27 protein-coding genes and 1 other RNA gene are annotated in these 24,668 nt (G+C 49.8%); 11 read left to right on the top strand and 17 right to left on the bottom strand.

The features are described 5' to 3' along the window. Nucleotides 1-104 precede the first annotated feature (104 nt). From P9J64_16260 to P9J64_16245, 4 genes are all read right to left on the bottom strand, one after another. Nucleotides 105-839 (bottom strand): hypothetical protein, encoded by a 735-nt coding sequence (locus P9J64_16260; GenBank protein MDG5469875.1) that lies wholly within the window; start codon nt 837-839, stop codon nt 105-107. A gap of 80 nt (nt 840-919) precedes the next feature. Then, on the bottom strand, nt 920-2,272 hold the full coding sequence (locus P9J64_16255) for an ammonium transporter (GenBank protein MDG5469874.1): 1,353 nt from the start codon (nt 2,270-2,272) through the stop codon (nt 920-922). Nucleotides 2,273-2,332: 60 nt separating this feature from the next. Continuing rightward, on the bottom strand, nt 2,333-2,671 hold the full coding sequence (locus P9J64_16250; protein MDG5469873.1) for a P-II family nitrogen regulator: 339 nt from the start codon (nt 2,669-2,671) through the stop codon (nt 2,333-2,335). Nucleotides 2,672-2,968: 297 nt separating this feature from the next. Next, entirely contained in the window at nt 2,969-4,582 is a 1,614-nt protein-coding gene (locus P9J64_16245; GenBank protein MDG5469872.1) for an ATP-binding protein, read from the bottom strand. Between the two features lie 195 nt (nt 4,583-4,777). Here P9J64_16245 and ssrS point away from each other — a divergent pair. Then, a non-coding RNA gene (ssrS, locus tag P9J64_16240) (6S RNA) lies at nt 4,778-4,958 on the top strand. A gap of 114 nt (nt 4,959-5,072) precedes the next feature. Then, entirely contained in the window at nt 5,073-6,248 is a 1,176-nt protein-coding gene (locus P9J64_16235) for a TraB/GumN family protein (GenBank protein MDG5469871.1), read from the top strand. A 245-nt stretch (nt 6,249-6,493) separates the two neighbouring features. Here the strand turns inward: P9J64_16235 and P9J64_16230 are convergent, their stop codons facing one another. Then, nucleotides 6,494-8,206, bottom strand: a complete 1,713-nt coding sequence (locus P9J64_16230; GenBank protein ID MDG5469870.1) for a L,D-transpeptidase family protein — start codon at nt 8,204-8,206, stop codon at nt 6,494-6,496. Nucleotides 8,207-8,476: 270 nt separating this feature from the next. Between P9J64_16230 and P9J64_16225 the strand changes: the two genes are divergently transcribed. The 7 genes from P9J64_16225 (at nt 8,477) to P9J64_16195 (ending at nt 12,966) form a co-directional block, all read left to right on the top strand. Next, nucleotides 8,477-9,106 (top strand): LysE family transporter, encoded by a 630-nt coding sequence (locus P9J64_16225; GenBank protein ID MDG5469869.1) that lies wholly within the window; start codon nt 8,477-8,479, stop codon nt 9,104-9,106. Nucleotides 9,107-9,121: 15 nt separating this feature from the next. After that, complete coding sequence (locus P9J64_16220; protein MDG5469868.1) at nt 9,122-9,748, top strand: LysE family translocator; 627 nt, start codon at nt 9,122-9,124, stop codon at nt 9,746-9,748. Between the two features lie 7 nt (nt 9,749-9,755). Beyond that, nucleotides 9,756-10,148 carry an SAM-dependent methyltransferase gene (locus P9J64_16215; GenBank protein MDG5469867.1) on the top strand — a complete coding sequence of 131 codons (393 nt, stop codon included), beginning with the start codon at nt 9,756-9,758 and terminating at the stop codon, nt 10,146-10,148. Between the two features lie 28 nt (nt 10,149-10,176). Continuing rightward, a complete protein-coding gene (locus P9J64_16210) occupies nt 10,177-10,992 on the top strand; it encodes a rhomboid family intramembrane serine protease (protein MDG5469866.1) in 816 nt (271 codons plus the stop codon). A gap of 62 nt (nt 10,993-11,054) precedes the next feature. Next, a complete protein-coding gene (gene ybaK / locus P9J64_16205) occupies nt 11,055-11,555 on the top strand; it encodes a Cys-tRNA(Pro) deacylase (GenBank protein ID MDG5469865.1) in 501 nt (166 codons plus the stop codon). Between the two features lie 51 nt (nt 11,556-11,606). Further along, nucleotides 11,607-12,431, top strand: a complete 825-nt coding sequence (locus P9J64_16200; protein MDG5469864.1) for a Sir2 family NAD-dependent protein deacetylase — start codon at nt 11,607-11,609, stop codon at nt 12,429-12,431. A gap of 304 nt (nt 12,432-12,735) precedes the next feature. Further along, nucleotides 12,736-12,966: a hypothetical protein gene (locus P9J64_16195; GenBank protein ID MDG5469863.1), complete on the top strand. Its 231-nt coding sequence runs from the start codon at nt 12,736-12,738 to the stop codon at nt 12,964-12,966. Nucleotides 12,967-13,076: 110 nt separating this feature from the next. On the opposite strand, the gene P9J64_16190 is transcribed toward P9J64_16195, so the two are convergent. The 4 genes from P9J64_16190 to djlA all read right to left on the bottom strand — a co-directional run bounded on the left by P9J64_16190 (nt 13,077) and on the right by djlA (nt 16,739). Then, nucleotides 13,077-14,123 (bottom strand): multiheme c-type cytochrome, encoded by a 1,047-nt coding sequence (locus tag P9J64_16190; GenBank protein ID MDG5469862.1) that lies wholly within the window; start codon nt 14,121-14,123, stop codon nt 13,077-13,079. 228 nt (nt 14,124-14,351) lie between these two features. Further along, nucleotides 14,352-15,080: a Bax inhibitor-1/YccA family protein gene (locus P9J64_16185; protein MDG5469861.1), complete on the bottom strand. Its 729-nt coding sequence runs from the start codon at nt 15,078-15,080 to the stop codon at nt 14,352-14,354. A 249-nt stretch (nt 15,081-15,329) separates the two neighbouring features. Further along, nucleotides 15,330-15,896, bottom strand: coding sequence for an HDIG domain-containing protein (locus P9J64_16180; protein ID MDG5469860.1), 567 nt, complete (start codon nt 15,894-15,896; stop codon nt 15,330-15,332). A gap of 93 nt (nt 15,897-15,989) precedes the next feature. After that, nucleotides 15,990-16,739: a co-chaperone DjlA gene (gene djlA / locus P9J64_16175; GenBank protein ID MDG5469859.1), complete on the bottom strand. Its 750-nt coding sequence runs from the start codon at nt 16,737-16,739 to the stop codon at nt 15,990-15,992. A gap of 451 nt (nt 16,740-17,190) precedes the next feature. Here djlA and P9J64_16170 point away from each other — a divergent pair, with 451 nt between their 5' ends. After that, nucleotides 17,191-17,595, top strand: a complete 405-nt coding sequence (locus P9J64_16170) for a PEGA domain-containing protein (protein ID MDG5469858.1) — start codon at nt 17,191-17,193, stop codon at nt 17,593-17,595. A gap of 139 nt (nt 17,596-17,734) precedes the next feature. On the opposite strand, the gene P9J64_16165 is transcribed toward P9J64_16170, so the two are convergent. Continuing rightward, entirely contained in the window at nt 17,735-18,871 is a 1,137-nt protein-coding gene (locus P9J64_16165; protein ID MDG5469857.1) for an HD domain-containing protein, read from the bottom strand. 358 nt (nt 18,872-19,229) lie between these two features. Then, a complete protein-coding gene (ald, locus tag P9J64_16160; GenBank protein MDG5469856.1) occupies nt 19,230-20,345 on the bottom strand; it encodes an alanine dehydrogenase in 1,116 nt (371 codons plus the stop codon). 154 nt (nt 20,346-20,499) lie between these two features. Between ald and P9J64_16155 the strand changes: the two genes are divergently transcribed. Beyond that, on the top strand, nt 20,500-20,967 hold the full coding sequence (locus P9J64_16155) for an Lrp/AsnC family transcriptional regulator (GenBank protein ID MDG5469855.1): 468 nt from the start codon (nt 20,500-20,502) through the stop codon (nt 20,965-20,967). A 48-nt stretch (nt 20,968-21,015) separates the two neighbouring features. On the opposite strand, the gene P9J64_16150 is transcribed toward P9J64_16155, so the two are convergent. From P9J64_16150 to ccsA, 6 genes are all read right to left on the bottom strand, one after another. Beyond that, entirely contained in the window at nt 21,016-21,240 is a 225-nt protein-coding gene (locus P9J64_16150; protein ID MDG5469854.1) for a hypothetical protein, read from the bottom strand. Between the two features lie 482 nt (nt 21,241-21,722). Next, a complete protein-coding gene (locus P9J64_16145) occupies nt 21,723-22,382 on the bottom strand; it encodes a thioredoxin domain-containing protein (protein MDG5469853.1) in 660 nt (219 codons plus the stop codon). Beyond that, complete coding sequence (locus tag P9J64_16140; GenBank protein MDG5469852.1) at nt 22,379-22,819, bottom strand: disulfide bond formation protein B; 441 nt, start codon at nt 22,817-22,819, stop codon at nt 22,379-22,381. Before P9J64_16140 ends, P9J64_16145 begins: the two co-directional genes overlap by 4 nt. A gap of 73 nt (nt 22,820-22,892) precedes the next feature. Next, entirely contained in the window at nt 22,893-23,642 is a 750-nt protein-coding gene (locus P9J64_16135; protein MDG5469851.1) for a cytochrome c biogenesis protein CcdA, read from the bottom strand. Between the two features lie 5 nt (nt 23,643-23,647). Continuing rightward, nucleotides 23,648-24,181: a TlpA disulfide reductase family protein gene (locus P9J64_16130; GenBank protein ID MDG5469850.1), complete on the bottom strand. Its 534-nt coding sequence runs from the start codon at nt 24,179-24,181 to the stop codon at nt 23,648-23,650. Nucleotides 24,182-24,351: 170 nt separating this feature from the next. Then, nucleotides 24,352-24,668: cytochrome c biogenesis protein CcsA (ccsA, locus tag P9J64_16125; protein ID MDG5469849.1), on the bottom strand; the 317-nt coding region annotated here is incomplete at its 5' end.

The following is a 24,668-nucleotide window of genomic DNA, read 5'->3' as shown; positions in this document are numbered from 1 at the left end:
TTTGTTAGTGAATCCGAAACATTACAAAGGCCGCCACGCGCAAATTGCGTGGCGGCCTTTGTGCCAGGAGGCAACCTGACTTTTGAACTTATTTGTCTTGTTTTTTAGAAGGTAAACGTCGCGGTTAGGCCGCCAACCATTTCACTGTCAATTGCCATTTTGGCGTCATCACTGATCCCCGATGAATAAAGGAAAGAAGGAGAGACAGAGAGTTGGTCTGTGATCGCGTATTCAGCACTGGCGCTCAGCTCGTAATTGTGCCAATCAGAATAATCACCGACGGCATAATCGCTCTCTTCATTGTAGCCGACCAGGGCGCCCAGACTCATGCTCAGATTCTCCATCAGGTCGAAAGAATGACCGATCGAAGCCGTATAGTACAAGCCATTTTCCTGGGCCTCATCCCAGTCATAGTAAACGGTCAGTGAAGGTTCGAGGATAGTCGACAGGCCCACAGTCAGGTAAAGCTCGTTGGTATCGTCAAGACCGTCGAGCATGTAGTAAATATTACCAACGCTGATCGAAACGAGGTCCGTGATATCACGCGAGTAGTCGATGATGAGATCATTCTCTGTCGCTTCACCGCTCTTGTAGCCCTCACCGCTGTCACTGCTCAGTTGAATGTTGGTCCAGTAGCTCAAGGTGAAAGCACCAGAGGTCAGGTCAACACCACCCTGGGCAACCGGTTCGCTACCACTGAGGTCAAAACCACGCCACAGGTATTTGTCATAGACACCGGCATAAACATCGCCTTCGACTTCGACAGCAGCCATAACAGGGGAGCTGACCACAAGGGCAGCAAGGACGATAACAATTAGAACAGATACCATTTTCTTCATTTTTTTCTCCTTAGGGTAATATTGAAAATTGCCAAAAAAATCCCGCGAGGTCGATTCCCCCGCGGGAAGAACGGACTATTTTAGTTCTGACGAACCGGCTTGGTCGCTGCACGCATTGCAGGCGAATCACCTAAGCCAGGAGCAGGGGTGCCCATGCCACCGAGGTGCACCGTTTGGAAATCAGGATAGGCTTCCATGCCGATTTCAGAGACATCAAGGCCGCGATACTCATCTTCTTCACTACAGCGGATACCGATGGTGTACTTGATGAGCAACCAGACGACCGAGGACGCAACCAGGACGAAGGCACCGGTTGCTGCAACACCGATGAACTGGGTCAGGAAGCTGGCTTCTCCGTCGGTGAAAGGAACCGCCATGGTGCCCCAGATACCGCAGACCAGGTGAACCGAGAGAGCACCGACGACATCGTCAATTTTAAGTTTGTCGAAGAAAGGAACAGCGAGCACAACCAGAACGCCACCGACAGCACCAATCAGGACGGCCGCCCCAAGAGATGGGGTCGCAGGACCGGCAGTAATGGAAACCAGGCCGGCAAGAGCGCCGTTAAGCCCCATTGTAACATCAACTTTCTTGTAAAGGATTTGCACCATGGCCATGGCAGCAATCATGCCGCCACAAGCAGCCAGGTTGGTGTTAACCATAACGTTACCCATCTCGATAGCGGAAGCAGCATCACCGAGAGCAAGCACCGAACCGCCGTTGAAACCGTACCAACCCATCCAGAGGATGAAGGTACCGAGAGTCGCCATAGGAATGTTGGAACCAGGCATCGGATTAACGCGACCGTCTTTACCGTACTTGCCTTTACGGGCACCGAGGATAATGGCACCGGTTAGAGCAGCCCAGCCACCGACAGAGTGAACGATTGTGGAACCAGCGTAATCAGCAAAACCCATCTCTGAGAGCCAACCGCCACCCCAACCCCAGGAGCCCTGGATCGGATAGATGATTCCGCAGAGGATGGCGCAGAAAAGCAGGAAAGACCAGAGTTTGATGCGTTCTGCCACACAACCGGAAACGATCGAGCAGGCTGCGCCACAGAAAACCATCTGGAAGAACCAGTCAGAGGAGGCAGAGTAACCGGCAGAGTAGTCACCGGCCAAAGCAGCAGCATCGTCAGCGGCCCAGAGACCAAAAGAACCGATAAAGCCACCATCAACACCAGCGTACATCAGGTTGTAACCGCAGAGGTAGAAGAGGATTCCAGCGATACCGAAGAGTGAGATGTTCTTCAAGCAAATAGTTGCAACGTTCTTGGAACGAACCAGGCCCGCCTCGAGCATGCCGAAACCTGCAGCCATCCACATAACCAGAATACCCATAACCAGGAAAGAAAAGGTGTTCAGGATAAATGTCATCTCCGAGACTGGAGCATCTTCGGCCAGGGCGAGTGCCGGTAGCATGAGCATCATACCGGTAATGAGAGCAATAAGTGACTTCTTCATGATAATTTCTCCTTATATCTTTTTTTATTAAAGCGATTCAGGACCATTTTCACCGGTACGAATCCGGATTGACTGTTCAACGTCGGTAACAAAAATCTTGCCGTCGCCAATACGACCAGTACAAGCTTCCTTCTGTACCGCCTCCACGATGGACGCAACCTGATCGTCAGCAACAACCAGATCAATCTTGATTTTGGGCAGGAAATCCACCTGGTATTCTGCACCGCGATACAGTTCGGTGTGACCCTTCTGACGACCAAAGCCACGAACCTCACTTACTGTCATGCCACTGATACCCAAATCGGTAATCGCATTTTTGACATCATCCAATTTGAATGGCTTGACGATACACTCCACTTTTTTCATCATGTTTCTATCTCCTTTCCAGAGTTAAAAATAAAAAAGCGCCTTAAGCTTCCGAAGATGGAAGTTTAAGGCGCCATTGCCTAGCAACTCGTATCGAGACGTCTTTGTCTCGTCGTTTGTGCTGATTATTTTACCGGATCACTTGTTGCGCTTTACCGTGTTCCGTGTCTGCTATCTTCTATAGCATCTGCCGTGCCAAAATTATTTTATCTTTTATTTCAGCAACTTAGAAACAAGGATCGAGGAAAATACCCTTATTATGCTCAATAATTAAACAGACTTGCACAGATTAAAAGCTCACTCCACGGGAAAACTGATACGAAACAGGGTACCCTCTCCCAGCTGGCTCTCCAGGGCAATCGTGCCACCATGTTCACGAATGATATTCTGACAGATGTAAAGCCCCAGACCGGTCCCTTCACCCTCAGGTTTCGTGGTAAAGAAAGGAGCAAAGACCTCCTCCTGAAGTTCAGGTGAGATACCGGGGCCAGTGTCCCTAACCTGCAGCTCAAGCATTCCTGTGGCATTAATGCCTGTCGTCACAGTAATTTTACCCTGACCCTGCATCGCATGGGCCGCATTCATCACCAGGTTGATCACCACCTGTTTGATTTTGTTCGGGTCAACTGTCAACACGGGGACTTCGCCGAATTCCGTGATGAACTCAATCGACTTACGCTGCAACTCAAAACGAAGCAGCTTCAATACTTCGACGATCAGGTCGTTCAAATTGACGATACGATTCTGCGTATCACGGCTACTGGAGAAAGACAGCAGCCCTCCGGTCAGATTCTTCAGCCGTTCAACTTCCATTTCGATCTTTTCAAGCATTTCCTCCTGAAAACTCGAGAGGGGTTTTTCTCGCTTCAAAAGTTCGGTGGCATAGGCCACCATGGCGAGAGGATTGTTGATTTCGTGGGCGATCCCGGTCGTAAGACGTCCCACCTCGGCAAGCTTCTCACTCTGAATCGTCTGATCCAACAATCGCTTGAACTCGGTAATATCCTCTACAATGACAACTACACCGATGACTTCTTCACTATTGTAAAGAGGGGTCAAGCGGCGCTTCTGGAAACGGTTGGTACCATCCAGTTGACGATGCAGAAGACGCAGCTTTGCCTTGGTTCCGCTTTGCAGAACCTGGTTAAGCCTGTCAACAACACCTTCTTTTATCAAATTAGGGAAAAGCTCCACGAGCTTTGAGCCTACCGCTGTTTCCGCATCGACACCGCTCATCTCAACCATGCGCTGATTCCACGAGGTAATCACCAACTCTGCATCAACAGTGTAGACGCCAAGGTTGACGCTCTTCAGAATCCGGTCGTTGAATTCGTGTAACTGGCGATAACCATCTGTCATTTTCCTGAGACGATCATAGAGCTTGGCATTCTCTATGGCGATTGCTGCCTGCCGACCCAGAATCATCAGCGGTTCGATATCGCTGTGGGAAAACGCACCCGGATGCGGGCTCTCAACGTTGAGCACTCCAACCAGCTTGTTTTTGCTGATCAGAGGAACAGCCAGTTCACACTGGGCGCCGGGAATACCGGGAACGTAATCGGGGAGTTTTCGGACATCCTCAACCAGGATGGGCTTTTGGACTTCAGCGGTACGACCCATAACACCTTGGCCAATCATGATCGGGCCCATCGCTTCTTCGGTATAACCAAAAGCCGCAGCAGCAACAAGGTGCAGGCCATCATCATCAAGCAGACGTATAATAGCATTCTCGAAGCGAAACACATCGCGTGCGACCCTTAACAGAGAATCTAGCAATTCTTCTATATCGGTCGTCGAGGCGAGCTCCTGGCCAATTTCAATCAGCGCATTCAGTAACCGCCCTGATTTTTGCTCAGAGACATTTGGCAAGTTTGCAGTCATCATCGTACAGATCATTAACGCATAAGCCATGCCATTTATGCCACCGCAAAAAACACAATGAAATCAAGTCCTTTAAAGAGGGTGTTTCGGGATGGCCGGAAAGCCTGACTTTTTAGAAGCATTTCATGCCAGCTTTTTAAGCATAATCTTTTTGTTCTCGTCGGGTTTATCCTTGAGTTGCGCAAGCATTTTTCCTATACTGAAAACGTATTGAGTTATTCATCCTGCTCTCTGCCCTGTATGTGTGGTTGCTATACCCACGCGGAATATTTTTCAATCGGGAAGGTTCTTGTGAAAGTGGTGTGCCAGCCTGCCTCGAAGCAGGACGCCTGAAGCGTTCACCGTTCCCCCCACCTAGTTGACCGTCGTCGTGAGGTCACGAACCCACGGCAGGCGTGGAGGGCAAAAGAAAAGACGTCGGGAATCCGGCGTCTTTTTCTTTCATAAAAGGGGGCACTGATTCCCCTTCGCCACACATCTGCCCCATGCTATCCTTGCCTGGATCTTTCGGAAGGTTTTTATGACGACTCTTGAGAATGCCGACATCCATCGCGTGACCATTGATAACCGGGAATTTGTCCTGGTTGGCACGGCGCACATCTCCCAAGAGTCCGTTGACACGGTCAACGTGGTTATTCGGGAAGAGAACCCGGACACAGTTTGCGTTGAGCTGGATGAGCAGCGCCACAGGGCCTTGAGCAACCCGCGCCATTGGGAATCACTCAACCTGGTCCAGGTGCTCAAGCAGGGGCAAGCGCCCTTCTTGTTGGCAAACCTCGCCCTGGCCTCATTTCAGAAACGTATGGGGCTGCAGACGGGCGTCAAACCGGGCGCAGAACTGGCGGCAGCGGCAGCAACAGCGCAAGAGTTGGGGAAAGACCTGCAGCTGGTCGACCGAGAGATTCGCACAACCTTGTTGCGAGCCTGGCGCAAAGCAGGGCTCTGGAAAAAGATGACTCTCCTCTCGACTCTTCTCGCCAGTATGTTCGACTCCCAGGAACTCAACGAAGAAGAACTCACCAAACTGCGTCAGACGGATACCCTTACAGCCATGCTCGATGAAATGGCGGACGTGTTGCCGACCGTTAAAACGATCTTGGTTGATGAACGCGACACCTTCATGGCTCACAAAATCTTCAAGTCACCGGGAGAAAAGGTCGTTGCGATCGTCGGTGCGGCTCATATGCCGGGAATTCTCAAGAAGCTGGGGCAGGATTTTTCCACTGAAGAGATCGATGAACTTTCTGTTGTTCCGGCAAAGACGTCATTCTCGAAAGTACTACCCTGGTTGATCCCGGCGATCGTCATCGCACTGTTTGTCGCAGGCTTCATGACCGGCAACACCGAACAACTGGCTGACGCAGCCATTGCATGGGTTCTCGCCAACGGGGTGCTCTCTGCACTGGGAGCCTTGATTGCCTTGGGGCACCCGCTGACGATACTGGCAGCCTTTATTGCCGCCCCGATCACCTCGCTCAACCCAACCATCGGCGCCGGTTTTGTCACCGGCCTGGTGCAGGCCTTTATCGCCCCTCCGCAGGTCAAAGATATGGAACATGTCGCCGAAGACATCTCGGCTATCAGTGGTTGGTGGAAGAACCGTCTGACCAGAGTTCTGTTGGTCTTTTTATTCTCTTCGCTCGGCTCCGCAATCGGCACCATGGTCGCCTTCGGTTGGCTCAAAGACCTTTTTTAAAATCGCACACACAAACCAGATAGAAATTACCGCCAAATTTTTTTTAACGCAGAGCTAAAGCAACAAAGCAGGACGACCCAACCATCTTTCACCACAGAGTCACAGAGGACACAGAGACAAACAAAGTCTCTCTATGCTTTCTCTGTGTCCTCTGTGACTCTAGTGAGAGAATCGAACGGGTGGCAAATAGACACTATTAACGAAGCAAGTTCCGTGGAATTAGGCCCAATCATTTGATTTAAAATCTATTTTTTCACCAGGCGCATACCGATATTCACTTCCAAATGGTCGATCACACGGTAGGCAGGCTCGGTGAGGGCCACATCCAGATCAAGATCCCGAAAGTAGACATCACGCCTGAAATGGGTCAACCCTTCCGGGGAAACCCAGGCTGTCCAGTACTGGATATGTACTGGCAAAGGTTTGATCGGAACCTGTTCCGGGGTCGTCGCTTCGAAAAGTTCTTGCAGACGCTCTGCTCCAAGTTCATTCTCCAGCAGGTAATAAGCAAGTTCTCGTGGTCTTTCGACCCGGATACAGCCAGAGCTGAAGGAACGGACATTGTTGCTGAACAAATAGGTCTCGTTGGTATCGTGCAGATAAACGTTGAACCTGTTGGGAAACATGAATTTCACACGCCCCAAAGGATTCCACGGTCCTGGCTCCATGCGCAACAGGCCCGGGAAAGTCTCCGCCTCAACAGTGTCCCAATCGATCCCCTCTGTATCGACAAACGCCCCCTTCTCCTGCCGTGAAAGAATCCGAAAATGCTTTTCTTCGAGATAAGCAGGATTGCGCTTTATCTTTGGCAGTTTGTCTTCCCTGAGGATCGTCGGAGGGACAGTCCAGTAAGGAGCAAACTCGAGATATGTCATACGTGAAGAGAAGACTGGGGTCTTGCGGTACCGGGTTCCGACGATCACCGGCATCTGCAGCACTATTTCGTCATCCTCAACGACCTTAAGCGAAAAGTCGGCAACATTCACCCTGATATGGCGCTTACCAAAGCTTTTCGGCATCCAGCGCCATCGCTCAAGATTCAATTCAATCTGACGAATCCGTTCTTCAACGGGAATATTCAGAGTTTCCAAGGTTTTAGGACCGACCACTCCGTCATCGACCAGCCCATGCCTGAATTGAAAGAGGCGTACCGCCTCTTCCGTTTCGGCATCGTAATCAGTCGTCGTGGTCACGGATTCGGCAAGATCTCCGGTTTTCAACAAGAGCGTGCGTAATAAAGGCAACCTTTCATCGTGACCGCCAGGACGAATTGATGCACCGGAAGGAATCTCGGGCCAGCCGCCGAGAGCAGAGAGCTCCTGATACTGTTGAAGAGTGTCAACCAGAAGGCGATAACCTTCATGAGGAGGGCTCAAGCCTTCAAGAACCTGCTCCATGCGATGGCTCCTGGTCGCATAATCAAGCAGCTTTAACAGGTCAGCCTTACGTCGTCTGGCACGCCAGTCAACATGGGCCAAGGCTGGATCGACCTGCCCTTCAACCATATGCGTAGCGTAAGTCAGAAAAGCTTGAGAGAGGAAAAGATCCAGAACGGCGCGATTGGCAGGGGCTAGAGGCAGGCTGTGCCGCGCAAAATCAGTTTGAATACGAAGCAAGCCCTCCAGTTCAGTCAGCAGGTATTCATTGCCACATAAGCCGAGTACGCCAGCATTGCGTAGATATTCAAGTAAAATCCCTGCTTCAGGCCTGAGTCGCCAGCCATCAAACCAGACCGGCTGATATTCTCTTTTTTCATAAAGCTTGGCAATCTGATCGTGGGAAAGTAACCGTGAGACATTGACCAGCGAGGTCGGTGAAGAGTTCCTGTTTTCCAGAAGGATTTGTATCTGTTCCCTGTTCTCATTGTCAAAAAGCGCATCAATGCCAGACACCTGACCGGCAACAGCCGGCAGCGCCCAGAGAAAAACAAAAGTCATCGACAACAGGATTTTTAACATTGGTGGCCCCCCAGACACCTTAACGTCCCTTCAATATGCTCCCGAGGCATAGACAAGAGAAATCTTTTGACAAAAGCATCGCGAAAACAATCTTGCCTTCCAGTTCATTATACCTTCTTCTCAATATGTTGCTCGTAGATCTTTGACAAGAAGTCGAGTCTCCAAGATGATGCCAACTTGCACCCAGCCTATGGCGAGGATATGATGGCAACCTGATAGATATTTACGCTAAGAAAAAATTCATCCAAGACATTTTTCAGACGAAAGCATATGAATTTCTGGCAAGGCTTTACCATCGTTACATTTGTCCACCTTTTGGCCGCAGCGTCTCCCGGGCCCGATTTTGCCCTGGTGACAAGACAATCCCTGCTCCATGGACGGACAGCTGGAGTCCTTACAAGTCTGGGTGTTTCACTCGGACTTGCCATACATATCTTTTATTCTGCCGCTGGCCTGGCAGTCGTCGTTTCACACTCAGTCGAATGGATGGTGGTCGTCAAACTGGCGGGTGGAAGTTACCTGATATATCTGGGGATTAAAGGGTTACGAGCCAAGCATCACTCAGCTGACAATAACCAGGAAATTCCGCTAGCGACGAACAACTCGGCTTTTCGCATGATTTCAACAGGTTTTTTCTGTAATGCCCTTAACCCCAAAGCACCGGTATATTTCCTCTCACTCTTTACTGTGATACTCTCACCGGAAATTCCTTTACTGAATCTGGCGATCTATGGTGTCTGGATCATGGTGTTGCAAATGCTCTGGTTTGCCTCCCTGGCCTGTTTTTTCACCAACACTGCTATTCGTCAGAGGGTTGTGAAGCTCGGCCACTGGATAGACCGCACCTTTGGCGTGGTGATGCTGGCTTTGGGCCTACAGGTCATAAACTCTATTAGATAACTGAAACAGGTCGTTATGCTCTCCAATGAAACCTTTTCGGCTTTTTTTCTTGCCTCTACCCTGCTCGCCATTGCACCGGGACCGGATAACGTTTTCGTGCTTACACAATCTGCCCTGCATGGCAAACGTTCCGGGCTGGTCGTTGTCTTCGGCTTGTGCACAGGTCTTCTCGTTCACACCGCAGCCGTGGCTTTCGGCGTCTCTGTTATTTTTCAAGCATCAACGCTCGCGTTTGCACTCTTAAAGATCATTGGCGCCGGCTACCTGGTTTACCTGGCCTGGCTGATTTTTCGCGCTACACCGGAACAGATCCGCATGCAATGCGGCCAGCAGAAGAGCCTGGGAACACTCTATCGCCGCGGCATCATCATGAACGTGACCAATCCGAAAGTGTCGATCTTCTTCCTCGCTTTTCTACCGCAATTTGCAGACCCTGGTCGAGGCCCAATCAGTCTGCAGATGGTTGCCCTCGGTGGGATATTCATTACCGCAACCATTTTGGTGTTCGGCGCAATGGCCCTGATTGGTGGCGCTCTGGGTGAGTGGCTCAACCGCTCCGAACGTGCGCAAAGGGTCATGAACTGGACTGCGGGAACGATCTTTGTCGGCCTCGCCTTAAAGCTGGTTACTGCGGAGAGATAAGATGACTCTGCAAGCAACTTTCAAGCCGATCGGCGAGATCGTTACACCATACAAGACGCTCGCTGATTGTCCCAGGAACATCGACCCGAACGGGCCACCCTGCGAGTTGGTTTTGAGGGATGAGCTACGCGATGGCCTGCTCGGCCTGGCAGCCGGGCAACGCATTCTGATCCTCTACTGGCTTGAACACGCGGAACGATCTTCCATCCGCCAGAATTCACGTCGAACCGGAGAACTCGCTGGGGTCTTTGCGCTGCGGACACCGAATCGCCCTAACCCAATCGGTGTTGCAGTCTTGCCGATCGAACAAATAATTGACGGCGTTATTACCGTCCGCGGACTCGACTGCCTCAACGGTACGCCATTGCTGGATATCAAACCCGCTATGTCAGGTGAATAAATTTACCTGACTCAGGACTGAGACTCATATGGACTGGAAAAGTTTTTTTGACCGCCTCGGCATGAACGGTACCCGCTGGCAGTGGCGCATGATGAAATGGGAGCGTAATTTACGCAGCATCATGCAGGGCAACACGTCAGGCGGCACCTGGTCGGTTTCCAAAATCCTGATCGGCATCAACCTCCTCCTCTACGGGCTTATGGTCGCACAGGGAGTCGGCGGGGGGCTGGGCCTTGGTACCATCATGAACCCAGGCGGTTATCTTCTGATCCATTCAGGCGCCCAGTACTGGCCCCTGGTTCTTTCTGAGGGCGAGTGGTGGCGCTGCATCACTTACGCCTTTGCCCACGGCGGCCTGATCCACCTTGGCTTCAACATGATGGTCCTCTACCAGATTGGGCCGATGGTCGAAGAGGAGATCGGCACTGTCCGCTTTATCATCCTTTACGTTCTCACCGCCTTAACAGCGACCTTCGCCGGCTTCGGTTGGCAAATCATTTACATCAAGCAATGGGTTCCGGTGGTCGGCGCCTCCGGGTCGCTCTTCGGCCTGATCGGTTTTGCCATCTCCTACTTTCACCGCGTCGGCGGACCCATGGCGCATAATTACCGTAATCACATGCTCCGTTGGGCAGCCATTGCCTTTGTCTTCGGACTGCTGATGGGCGCCGACAACGCCGGCCACCTTGGTGGTGCGGTCGGTGGAGCCCTGTTCGGATTGGTCCTGCCAATCGGTGTTCGTGGAAGACAAGCTCTCCGACAATTTTTCAATGTTCTGGGCATAATTTGCATCGTTGCAACGGTGGCAAGTATTCTGATAATGATCAGCGGCTGGATATTTTAGACTGGGGACTGGGGACTGGGGACTGGGGGCTGAGAAGCTGACATACGTTTAAGAGGAAGACAATGGCAAAAGAAAAAACTCCCGTTACCGCAGCGATTCGCCTGCTCAAGCAGTCCAAGGCGGAATTCACTCCACACCTCTACAACTATGAGGAACGAGGGGGCACCACCGTCTCAGCCAGGGAACTCGGTGTCGACGAGCACCAGATCATCAAAACCCTGGTCATGGAAGATGATCAACGAAAACCTCTCATTGTCTTGATGCATGGAGACCAGGAAGTCTCCACAAAGGAACTCGCCAGACGTGTCGATGTTAAATCAATCACTCCCTGCAATCCTGATATTGCACTGAAGCACACCGGCTACCAGGTTGGCGGCACGTCCCCTTTTGCCACCAGAAAGACAATACCTGTTTACATGGAAGAAACGATTGCCACTCTGCCCCGCATTTACATCAATGGTGGCAAGCGTGGTTTTTTGGTGAGTATGACACCACAGTGCGCAATTGATTTATTGCAACCAACCCTAGTTGAGGTCGGGATAAAGAAGTCGCTTAAGGGTTAAAGTGTTTCCTTGCACCTTTAACCTTGCACCCTGAGCCAAAAGGAGAGAATCATGCCTCTTTCAGAACGTTTTGAGAAAGCCGCCGAGGCCATTAAATCTGCCAAAGCCATGATCGTGACCTCTGGCGCAGGGATGGGGGTTGATTCCGGCCTGCCCGACTTCCGTGGCGACCAGGGCTTCTGGAACGCCTATCCGATGTACGCGCATCTCGGCATCAGCTTCATCGACGCTGCAAACCCAAGCAACTTTGAAGGGGACCCGGCTTTCGGTTGGGGTTTCTACGGTCATCGCACCAACCTCTATCGTGAAACAGAGCCTCACCATGGTTTTCAAATGCTGCAGGATTGGGCTGCGGAGTACGGTCAGGACAGTTTCGTTGTCACATCCAATGTCGATGGCCAGTTTCAGAAAGCCGGCTATCGTGAAGATCAGATTCTCGAAGTGCATGGCTCGATCAACCACCTGCAGTGCCTCACACCCTGCTGCAATGATATCTGGGACAACAACGAAGTCATCCCTGTAGATTTTGACAGTATGCGCGCCCAGCAGGTTCCACAGTGCCGTCATTGCTCACGCCCTGCCCGGCCGAACATCCTCATGTTCGGTGATTATTCGTGGCTCTCGGACCGCACCCGTGGTCAGGAGATGCGCTTCGACAGTTTCTTGAACGAACATCATCATGCACCGATCGTGGTCATCGAGATGGGTGCCGGGACCTCTATCCCGACCATCCGTTACATGAGCGAACGCATCGGGCAGCGCAATGCTGCCACGGTCATTCGCATCAACCCAAGGGAGTCGCATATCGCAGGTGGCCATACTTCCCTGCCATGCGGCGCGTTAGAGGGACTGGAGGGGATAGATGAGTTTCTTTAACGCGTAAAGAAAAAGTTGCTGGATTGATTTTAAAAAGGCACTGAAAACCGTGCATATTTTGCATGAACTGGCCCGAAATGATTTAAATTTCCATCAGCACCGGAATAAACAAAGGGTCACAAACACACAGAGTGCAAACATAAACATTTGATTACTCTAGTCTTTTTTCAACTCCCCTCCAACCTGATACGTTCTTCCACACAAAGCGAATAAAAAAGGAACAGCTTTTGCTCTTTAACAGATCATTGGCAAACTTTTTTAGAGACTCCGAACGGGAATGGTCGCTTTCAATCAGGAGGATGTCATGGAAAAGAGACCTGTCGACATTTCGAACCTGCAAGACCTGATCTTTGAACGCCGGCAGATTGTCGCCTTACTCGAAAACCAGGAACTCTGGCTTCAGATACCCCTTGTCCATCGCTTTGCCATTGTCGAATCAAGTGAGTTCATGATCTTGATGGGGGAAGCCTTTACTGCTGAGACACGCTACATCCTGGAAAGTGAGGTTGAAGCGATGATGGCAATTATCCATTAAGCCAAAGTCAGCCAGCGAGCATTCCGATTCAGACGCTCTTCTGGGTAAATCATAAACACAAAAGGGCCGGAGTTTTCACTCCGGCCCTTTTGTGTAACAACCAACTTAGATTACTTATGGAAGCCCTTGGCACCTTTCGCTGCCCAATCCTTATCACGGCTGGCATGACAACTCAGGCAGGCATAATCAAGAGTGACAAAGTTCTTGGCAAATGTCGACTTCTTGCCATTCTCTTCAATCGTCTTAAACATATCGGCTTTAGGGTCGGAGTTGATTTTGAAGATGTGTGTACGAACATCACCAATATAACTCGCTACGCTGATCGCAGACTTACTCGCTTTTGGCATGTGGCACTCAACACAACGCGTACCCTGCTTTCCATGGATGTTTTTGGCGTAACCAGTAGCAATTTCACTATGGCATTCAGCACAATTGTTTTTGGCATTAATGGCCCGGTCATGAGGATTGTGGCACTCGGTACAAGACAGGTCTTTATGAACACCGGCCTTCAGCTCGTTGATCTGCTCATGGTGTTTGATGAAACCGCCACTCGCAGGAGGTAGTGGGTCCATACCGCCACGCTGGTGACATTTGCCACAGGCTTCAGCGGTGCGATCGATAACAATCGTCTTCTTGCTCGGCTTCTTGATGTGATCTCCACCTGCGCCGTGACACTCTTCACAACCAATGCCATCTTCTGCCCAGGTTCCGATCATCCCTTCCAGGCCATCCTGATGCCCTTCTGCGCTGTAAGCGGTCATGTGACAGGGACCGCATTTGTAAGGCTTCTTCTCGCCCTTGTGGTAAAAGGACCAGCTGCCATCCTCTAAGTTGTACTGGGTCTTGGCCTCTGAGCCATCCTTGGCAGTCGTAACGATGTAGCCTTCATTATCGATAAAGCGTGCTTTTTTGTTAGCGCCACCGATCACATAGCTGACATCATCCCAACTGTATCCGGGAGGAAGCGGCAGCTTCGCGTAACGAGCTTTCTCAACCTTACGGAGCTTCCATGGATGGCCGCTGGCCTGCCATAAGTTGAATTGATCAGCATGACAGCTGAAACACTTTTCGGAACCGACGTAATCGGTTGCACTGGCCGGAACGGCCAAACCGATACAGACGACAAGAGCGAGAGTAAACTGCAGCAAGGTCTTCATGGTGTCCTCCTGTTAGGATGGGAAGGGATATCTAGTGAGCTACTATGAAAGCAAAACCCGTTCCGATACTTTACCAAACAGGTGTGTAAATACAACAACGCCCCGCAACATAAGTTGCAGGGCGGATTAAAAAATTTACATCGAGACGAATGGTCAGGGAATTTGGCGGCAAGACTAACGGCAAAGAGCTGTGTACGTCTCGTGCCATACGTTAAATGGCCAAAGTCCCTATCTTTCCCGTAACTTAGACAACAACCGCAGGAGTTCAAGATAGAGCCAGGCCAGGGTAACAACCAGCCCAAACGCCGCATACCACTCCATGTATCGAGGCGCGACACCATGCCCTCGTTCAATAAAATCAAAATCGAGAACAAGGTTCAATGCGGCAATAACAACCACGAAAAGGCTGAAAAGAATCCCCATGGGGCCAGATTCATGGATCACAGGCATATTCCAGCCAAACATACCACCAACCATACTAATCAGGTAAACCACGGCAATGCCGCCGGTAGCGGCAAACACGCCAAGCTTGAAATTTTCCGTCGCCCTGATCAGGCGGGTTTTGTAGGCTAATAAAAGAGCGAAGAGTGTACCGAAAGTCAGGCCAACAGCCTGGATAACAATACCCGGGAAACGGGCTTCAAAGAATGCAGAGATCCCCCCCAGGGCCAGGCCTTCCAAGACAGCATAAATCGGTGCAGTTTTCGGTGCCCAGGTGGCTTTAAAGATGGTGATCATGGCAAACACAAGGCTGCCGATGAGCCCACCGATCATCCAGGGTTGTACTGCTGCAGGGCCCTGATTGTAGAACAGGTTCCAGGAATAACTGGCACCGATCACAACAAGTGCGAGCAGAGCAATGGTTTTATTCACCGCGCCCTGCAAAGTCATGGTTTCAGCTCCGGAAATCGCCTGGCTGAAAACGCTTTCTTTCATCATTGGATTGGACGTGCGCATTTTACTTCCTCGTTATAAGTTATTTGGGAGGTGATTTGACTAACGTCATTGGCGCTGCCGCGTTAGCTGTTTCACCCGAAGAGGTTGTCTGTTCGAATAAAAAAGCCGGGAAAGAACCCGGCTTTTTTATCAGCATGGATGAACGTTGCTGCTGCCGGCGACTCTCGGTTTCTGATAACGCTTCATTCGTTCCTCCTTGTCAAAATTCTGAATCAGGACACAGGTCATTCTACCCTGCTCTCATAAAGCTTACAAGCCCAACTCGCTGTCTATCCCCTGCATCGCCAGCAAAGAGAGATCACAGAATTCTGCAAGCGGGACGCCGCCCACCTCGCATTCGCGGATAATGTCCCGATTTGCACCGGCAGCAAAGGCCTTTTCCTTGATCCGTTTGCGCACCGACTTCGGCTTAACGCTGGCCAGCTTTTTATCAGGATAGACGAGCGCTGTAGCGACGATCAACCCGGTGATTGTCTCTCCTGCTGCCAGCAGATGTTGAAATTGTGTACTGCGCCGCTCCCCTGGATGAGCCTGTTCATTGTGCAGACGGATCGCCTCGATGATCTCTAAGTCGACACCTTTCTCTTCGAGGATACGTGCTGTTTCGCGGGTGTGGACACCAAGATCCGTATGTGATTCGGCATCCAGGTCGTGAAGCAAACCAGCCAGCCCCCACTTTTCTTCGTCTTCGCCGACATGCTCCGCCAGTGCCTTCATAACGGCTTCTGCTGCCAGACAGTGGTTGATCATATTTGGGCTTTTGAGATGCTGCTTGACCAGTTCAAAAGCTTCCTCGCGGGTGATTCCGTAGCTCATAGATACTCCATGTAACAGGTTAAAGGATAAAGGTTAAGGGTAAAAGGATAGCCCTCAGCCCTGCACCCTTAACCCTTAAACCTTTACCTATAATCACTTCTTAGCGTTCTGAATCGCTTCATAGGCTTCGTTGATTTCACGGAACTTTTCCTCCGCAAACTTAGTGAAATCTTCAGGAAGCCCTTTGGAAACGATTTTGTCTGGATGGTATTCGCTGACGAGTTTGCGATAGGCCTTTTTAACAGAACTCAGATCGGCATCATCTTCCAGACCAAGGACAGCATAGTGATGTGAGAGACTGCTGACAAATTGACGCTTCACCGTTTCGAAAGCACCACTTTGCAAACCGATCAGAGGGGGAGCGGCACGCAGAAACTTCTCCTCAGCGGGATGAAGGACGCCATCAGCCAGAGCTATGGTAAAGAGCATTTCGTAGAACATTGTCCGGAGTTGTGGTTCGGCTTGAAAAACCTGGCCGAATTGGCGGGCATAGTCCTCAAAGGGGGTCGCATTGTCCTTCGCCTCGTTAAAAACGCCCATGGCAAATTGCTGATGAACCTGATCGAGACGAAGCTTATCGGACATAAAACTGCGCACAGCACTTATTTCATCTTCGCAGACCCGACCATCAGCTTTGGCCATCTTGCCTAGCATGGCAAATGTCGCCGTAAAGAAAACAGCCTGACGCTGCTCCTTTCCGGTCATACGACCAGACTCAACGATACCGGCACGGGCCTTGTCATCAATCAGTGCATGCCCGAGCGATACTCCTATCAACGCACCGATAGGGCCACCCATCATAAAGCCAACACTTCCTCCCATTATCTTGCCAAACCAGGACATGACTCAATCTCCTTATCGTTATCGGATCAACCGCGGACATCATTCATTGTTAGCATTTTCGTTGAAACGACGGGCATGTTAACACGTCAAAAACTTCATCGCCATAGCAACCGGACATCCAAAAGACTGCCCCAGTTATTATTACATGATTTTGAATAGCTTAGCTCTTGTGACAGCTGTGGGCATTATACATCATCAGATATGGTTTAATGACTACAGGAGTCAATGGCAAATCATCCCGGAGCCCCGGAAGCCTATGAAAACAAAGAGATTTTACATTTCTAATCTCACTGACAAGAGGTTGAAATCATTACCGTTCGGCTTCATTATCTGACAAAAAAAGATCATTCTAGTCAACATTGACAAAATATAACCATTATTGGCATATCACTTGCTTTTTGTTTAGTTAGTTCATTTTTATGATTCTCGGGGGAGAACGTAAGGGATATAGATGCTCCAGAAACTTATCATTATCGTTTTGCTCGCTCTCTTCACCAGTGCCTGTGCGCAACAGGCTGCATTTGTCTCTACTCCTCCTGGAGCACAGGTGTTTATCGATGGTGAAGAAATTGGAGTAACTCCCTGCGCCTTCAATTACAAGTTGAGCACAACAGAGAGTCATAACGTCAAGATCAACAAGCAAGGTTACAATCCTGTTGAGTTTGTCGTGGTTGCTGACGAGGTTGATACAAACGCACGGAACAGTTGGGTGGCTGCAGGCGCCGTATGGAGCCCGCTCTGGCTGGGGACCATCTTTACCAAGAAGCTCAAAGACATCTACGATTTTGCATTGCTGGCTGAACCGGCACAGATGACAGCGTCAGCAGAGCAGATCACAATAGAGCCAGAACTGTAACCAGGAGCAACCCCAATCCAATTAAAAAAAGACCTGCTTCGAAATGAAGCAGGTCTTTTTTTGTCTCAAAACGTCCAGATTCTATTTCATGGCAGAATTGTCAATCTTTAGAATCTATCTCTTCACCCGCCGGCAACAATCAGTGCAACTCGGCAAACTGCTGCTGCACCTTGGTGACTTCCGAGGACACTGCGATCATTGCGTCGACACAGCCCTTATCCAATTTGTCAATAGACAGGAGCTGCAGCATTGCAAAAGCGTGTTCATTGGACCAGGGCTGCTTATAGGGTCGTTGTGTCGTCAGGGCGTCAAAGATGTCACTGACAGAGGTGATTCTTGCCGCCAGTGAAATTTCTTCACCACGTAAGCCATGGGGATAACCACTACCATCCATCGCTTCGTGATGCAACTCGGTCATCTCTCTCAGATAATCGATATATGGCAGCTCTTCAAAACCAAAATTTCTGATCAGGTCATCGACGATCTGCCGGCCAACCATGGTGTGCCTGTTCATGACTGCCCGTTCCTCCGAATCCAGACGGGTCTTTTTTTGCAGGATACTATCGGGAATACTTATTTTGCCAACATCATGCAGAGGTGAAAAGAGCGCGATCTGCTCAATTTGCTCGTCATCCAGGTTCGCGGTCCCCTGATTAACCAAAGAACGTGCTATGAGGCGGGAGTAACGAGACATACGCTCAAGATGGGTCCCCGTTTCAAGATCATGCTTTTGCACCATACTGACAGATGTCCTCATGGCAGCAGTCAAAGCTCGGGCTGAGGCAAGATCATTAAGGATCATCTCTGAAATCAGGTGAATGACAATTTCAACCTGCTCCAGGACACGTTCCCGGAAATAGCCGTTGTGCAAGGAATTCAGGAAAACAAAACCGGCCAATTCCTTGTTATGGTACATCGGATGAGTATAGCTGGAAGCAAACCCATGGCCCACGATAGCGCGGGAATGGGCTGCATCATGATCTTCATAGACTCTCAAGTCACTGACAATGCGCGGCGTCGCGTCCAAAGCAATCTTGTGTAGGGTAGAGCCTTCCTTCAAAATGACTTCGTAATTACTGAGGGGGCTTCCTGTGGAAGGTGAAGCCAGAAAAGTGGCTAAGGATTGTGTCTTGATGTCATAGAGAGCAATACTGATACGGTCGATGCCAGGGCAGCGTTTTTTCAGGACCTCGTGAACAACGGCCAACTTCTCCTGATAAGTAGAAGCTGTTTTCAATTCGGCCAAAGGGTCTTCTCGGAAAACGATATTGGACATTAACATCCCCTGCCTTTAATTAGCAATTACTTATATTCTACCTTTCATAAAGCCGATTGCAATGGAATTTCTTGCGCAACTCTGATTCGATCGTCAACCTGAGAAAAAATGCTTCCATAACACAAAACATTGTTCAACGCAGAGCCGCAACCAGGAATAGGCGCCTTTGGACGAAAGCGCAGTGGAAAAGCCCTTAAAACTTTTAAATGGCTCAACTCTTACCTTTGCTCTCTGCGTCTCCACGTCTATGCGTTAATAATATAGTCTGAATTTGCCTTGCTTTGGTTTTGGTTATATCCAAACAAAAAAGGCTGCCTCCGACTGGAAGCAGCCTCTATGTCATCTGCTCTTTGATTGATTAGTTAAGAAGTTCTTCAATGTCCGTATATTGAATACGGAAAGCTTCCGCAACACCAGCATAGGTCACCTTCCCTGCAACAACATTCAGGCCGGCCCTGATGCCCGAATTGTTGCGAGCCACCTCCTGCCAACCTTGGTTCGCGATCTTTACGGCGTAAGGAAGGGTCGCATTGGTCAGAGCCACAGTCGATGTCAGGGGAACGGCCCCGGGCATATTAGCGACACAGTAATGAACGATACCATCAACTTCAAAGGTCGGCTCGCTGTGAGTGGTCGGCTTGGAAGTTTCAAAGCATCCGCCCTGATCAATCGCCACATCCACCAGCACCGCTCCGGGCTTCATGGTTTTAAGCATTTCCCGGGTCACCAGCTTCGGAGCTTTGGCACCATGCAAGAGGACTGCGCCAATAACCACATCAGCTTCCTGAACAAGCTCTCGAACCGTCGCCGGAGAAGACATAATCGGGAAACAGTTTTTCGGCATCACTTCAGAGAGATGGCGCAGACGATCAAGGCTGGTATCAAGCAGGTAGACCTTGGCACCCAAGCCACAAGCCATCTGGGCGGCATGGGTACCAACCGTACCGCCACCGAGAACAAGAACGGTTGCCGGTTGGACACCAGGGACACCACCCAACAGGATGCCACGGCCTCCCTGGGTACGTTCGGCATACTTTGCCGCTTCCTGGGCGGCCATACGTCCAGCAACCTCACTCATAGGTGTCAAGAGAGGTAAGCTGCCATCTGAGCCGACGATTGTCTCGTAGGCAATACAGACCGCGCCGCTGTCAATCATCGCCCGGGTCAACTCCTCGGATGCTGCAAAATGGAAATAAGTAAAAACGATCTGACCTTTACGAATAAATGCGTATTCTGAAGGCTGTGGCTCTTTTACATGCATCACCATCTCTGCGCTAAGATAAACCTCCTCAGCAGTCGCCGCGATCGCCGCTCCGGCATTAACATAATCTGCATCGCTGAAACCACTGAAGACTCCGGCTTGAGTCTCTACCAGGACCTCATGGCCGTGTTCACGCAAAACTTCAACACCTGCAGGGGTCATGCACACCCTGTTTTCTGCCACCTTGATCTCTTTAAGAACACCAACAATCATAAGGACACTCCTTCATAGCGCTTCGTTGATTTGTCTGTATATGCTGAAGTTTATCATCAACGCCGGTAAATTTTCTTGCAAACTATCAACAATACACCTACTTATTGAAATATAATTTCAAATATTTAGATTAAGGGAGCACATTGTGCCAAACATAAATTTAGACGCCATAGATTGTTCTATTCTTAATAAGTTACAGAAGAATGGCAGACTGTCAAACGTACAACTTGCCGAAGAGGTGGGGTTGTCTGAATCTGCATGCCTGCGTCGCGTCAAGATTCTCGAAGAGAGCGGGATCATCGACCGTTACGTCATGCTGATCAACCAGAGCGCTATCGGCAAGCCGGACAATGTCTTTGTCATGGTCAGCCTGGACGGTCAACAAAACGAAAAGCTGGCAGCCTTTGAAGCGGAGGTCTCCAAAGTCGCAGAGGTGATGGAATGCTACCTGATGTCAGGGGCCTTTGACTATCTACTGCGTGTTATTACCAGGGATAATGCCGATTACGTACGTGTCCACAACAAGCTGACCAGCCTGCCTGGAGTCCTGCGGGTGCAATCGTCGTTTGCCTTACGAACGGTTCTGGGTAAAACAGAGATGCCTTTGGACGTGAGGAGATAATTGATGAATTTATTCAGTTCATCATCACGTTCATGATCCTCTAAAGAGTCATGAAACGCGGGAAAGTACGGACGAATGATAGAAGGCAATTTCATCATTGATTGTTTTGCCGGCAAGGAAGCCTGCAGCAAGTATCCCCAGGGTAAGCAACAGCATAAAGACTGCAAGCATAGTCAAAGCAATGGTATGAGGATAAAGGGACTTGCGGTAGCAGAGAAAGGCCAGGTAAAAGCTGAGCAAGCATACAGGTGCGGAGAAAATTACGAGTAACACGATTGAGGGTCCATTCTATATTCTGTGGCTTTTCCTCACCTTTTCAGGAGAAGAGTCAGCATATTGTTCAAGTCAGAGGGGGTGCTTTTGATAAAGTCTCAAGCAATGTAGCTCAATCAATAAACGACGTCAAAAAGTTATATTCGCGTTACCTTTCAAGAGACAAACAAAGACCGCCGTCAGTGAAGGACATTGACGGCAGTTTTTTTAACTTTTCATGCCAGTGTTATCTGCAGCCGACGTGCGTTTGGCTTCAAACCGGTGTCATAGTTGTACAGGCAGACTTTTTCTATTTGCGGGAACATTTCGTGGGACATTTCCGGTAGCACTCCAGACCTCATGACATTATCACACCTATTAAACTGAAAAGGGTCACCTTCTCATAACAGAAGATGACCCTTTAACCTCTTAGCGCCCCAAGGGGTATTTGAACTCACGTCGATGCTGGTCAACATAGCAACAACGCCCCCCACGTTCTTAGCTCAACGCTTGGTCGGATATTGTGCGTCAAGTTCCGATTGAATCAATTGTGCTAACTGTTTATAGCCAAACTGCTGCAGAGGCCTGCCATTGACAAAATACCCCGGAGTTTTTTGCACATTCAAGGTTTTCACATCAGCCATATCCTGTTCAATGATTTTTGCAATAGTTGGGGAATGCATATCTTTTTTGATCCGTTCGATATCCAAGCCTGCTCGAGGAAGAACTTCCCATAATCTTTCCGGCTGATAGTTATGGTGGCTGGCCCAGATATGCTGTGTTTTAAACATAAGCTCTAAGGTTTCCCAGTATTTCCCCTGCAATCTGGCGGCTTCAAGAATCTTGACAAAATTATCGGCACCATCATGGAATGGGGCGTAGCGCAGCACCAATTTGATTTTGCCGGGATTGGCAGCCATTGCCTGCTTAATAAAGGGTTCAAAGGCAGCACAGGTTTCACAGGCAGGGTCCATAAACTCAACGATAAAGACTTTTGCATCATCGCTGCCAAGTGTTGGGGAATGGTCTCTGACGAAAAGTTCGGCGTTTTTCTGGGCTAGAAAACCAAACTTTTCAGCCTGCTGGCCCTTATAATAGGAACTGCCTCCAATAAAGGCTAAAACCAAAAGGACACAGGTAAGCCCAACGAGCACGTATTTCATTTGGAAGTTCTCCTTTTAAGAAAAATCAAAAGTGCGACTAATGTAGAAAATGCGAGGAAAGAGAGCATCGGAATTGAAACAAAGCCAAACAGCTCAATATACTTTTCTGTACATGAAACGCCCTTTGAGCAGGGCTGGATATTCTCCGGAATGATTCCGGCATAGAGTAATGTGTGGTAAAAGGCCGTCAGCCCACCCGCTATCGAAAGAGGGAGCGCATATTTAATGACGCTTTTATCAAAAGTGGGAAAAAGACCTGCCGCTAAAATGAAGATCATCGGAAACAAGCATATCCGCTGATACCAGCACAGGACACAGGGTTCATACTCCAGAACAGAGCTGAAAAAGAGACTTATAGTGGTCGATACACTGACTAAAAGCCAGCCCAGGAATAGCAGCGTCCAGTTCGTCTTGTCCGCTTGATCAATTTGAGACATATTTAAAATCCTCCAAAATCAGGGAGAGAGTAAACATAAAGATCGGGGGAATGGTCTACGCAGCATAAGGACATTATCCTCTGACAGGAACCCACTGGTACAAAAACATAGTGACCGGCCCGAGCAGACTAAACATGAGCATGACACCAACCACCATCAGCATAACTCCGGTACCGATTTCAATGAGGCGAATGTGCTTACGGAAGCGCTTGAAAGCTGACAGAAATTGGTGAAACAGAAGGCCCGACAGCAAGAAAGGAAGACCCAGCCCCAGAGAATAGACCGCCAGCAAGCCGACCCCTTCGCCGACCTGACCGGAAGATGCGGCCACCACCAGAATTGACGCGAGAATCGGGCCGATGCAGGGCGTCCAGCCAGCCGCAAAAGCAACACCAACCAAGCAAGTCCCGGCAAAACCACTCGGTCTCTTATGCAAGTGAACCCTTTTTTCGCCGAGGAGGGCACTAAAATGGAACAGCCCGGTCATATGCACACCAAACAGGAAGATCAATATCCCACCGATCTTTTCTACCCAGCCCAGTCCCTCGCGCAGGTAGATCTGGATGCTACTGGAAGCGATACCGGCAATGGCGCCAAGCAGAACAAATACGGCGGAAAAACCGAGGATGAAGCATAAGGTGTGCAGCAGAACCGTCAGGCGAACCTTGGCATCCGGATGTTCATCATCAAGTTGGCTGAAAGACAGCCCAGTGATGTAGGTCAGGTACGAGGGGATCAAAGGCAACACGCAGGGTGAGGCAAACGATAAAATCCCGGCGGTAAACGCAATCCAATAGGTGATATCAGCTGTTTGCTGTAGCAATGTTGTTATCCTTTGATAAGGCTTTTGAAGTAGGTGATCGTTTTAAGACTCGACCAGTCAAGTGGACCAATGATTTTCTCTGCAACGGTCCCATCTTTGTTAACAATAAAAGACTCAGGAAACTTGAACACTCCATAACGTTTCTGCACGACACCTTTGTTGTCATATAGGATGGGAAAGCTGTAGGGGGTCTTTTCCAGGAAAGCGGGAACAATACCAGGACCATTTTCTTCTGTATTGATCGCCAGCATGACAAAATCATCGCCGGCAATGGCTTCGTTGAGTCTCTCCATTGAAGGCATCTCTTCTATGCATGGCGGACACCAGGTCGCCCAGAAATTGACCAGGACAACCTTGCCTCGCAAATCCGATAAAGAGACCTTGTTACCTTTTGTATCTTCAAGCTGGAAATCAGGGGCAAGATCACCGACAGCGACCGATTTGACCCATTCACTGGGGGGCCGTGAACTGCTTGAAGACACAAGATAGACAGAAGCACCAACCAACACGATAACAACGACCAGGACCAAATTACGCATAAGGAATCCTTCCAGTTCTGACAGCAACAATATGGGGCTCTGTATTCAAAAGCACAGCCCGTACTCCGAACGGTAAAATGACTTCTTTTTTCATCAAACCTCATTCTGAGAACGTTCCTTGTGCTGGCCAGGGGCAGGCCTCGCTCGGGGACAATCCCTTAACAATGCCACTACCCCCCGTAGGAATGCAAACCAGAAAGCACCAGGTTCACGCCAAGATAGCAGAAGATGGTTGCGGCAAAGCCGAAGATCGACAGCCAGGCCACGCGACGCCCTACCCAGCCACGGGTAAAGCGGGCGTGCAGGAAGGCAGCATAGATAAACCAGACGATCAGGCTCCAGGTCTCTTTCGGGTCCCAACTCCAGTAAGTGCCCCAGGCATAGTTGGCCCAGGCAGCGCCGGTGATGATACCTAGGGTCAGCATCGGGAAACCGATCATGATCGCCTTGTAGTTCAAATCGTCCAGGATCTTGGTGCTGGGGAACA

The sequence above is a fragment of the Deltaproteobacteria bacterium IMCC39524 genome (assembly GCA_029667085.1).
Lineage (GTDB): Bacteria > Desulfobacterota > Desulfuromonadia > Desulfuromonadales > BM103 > M0040.
Note: the sequence above shows the minus strand (reverse complement) of the source record. Positions and strands in the feature narration are given on the sequence as shown.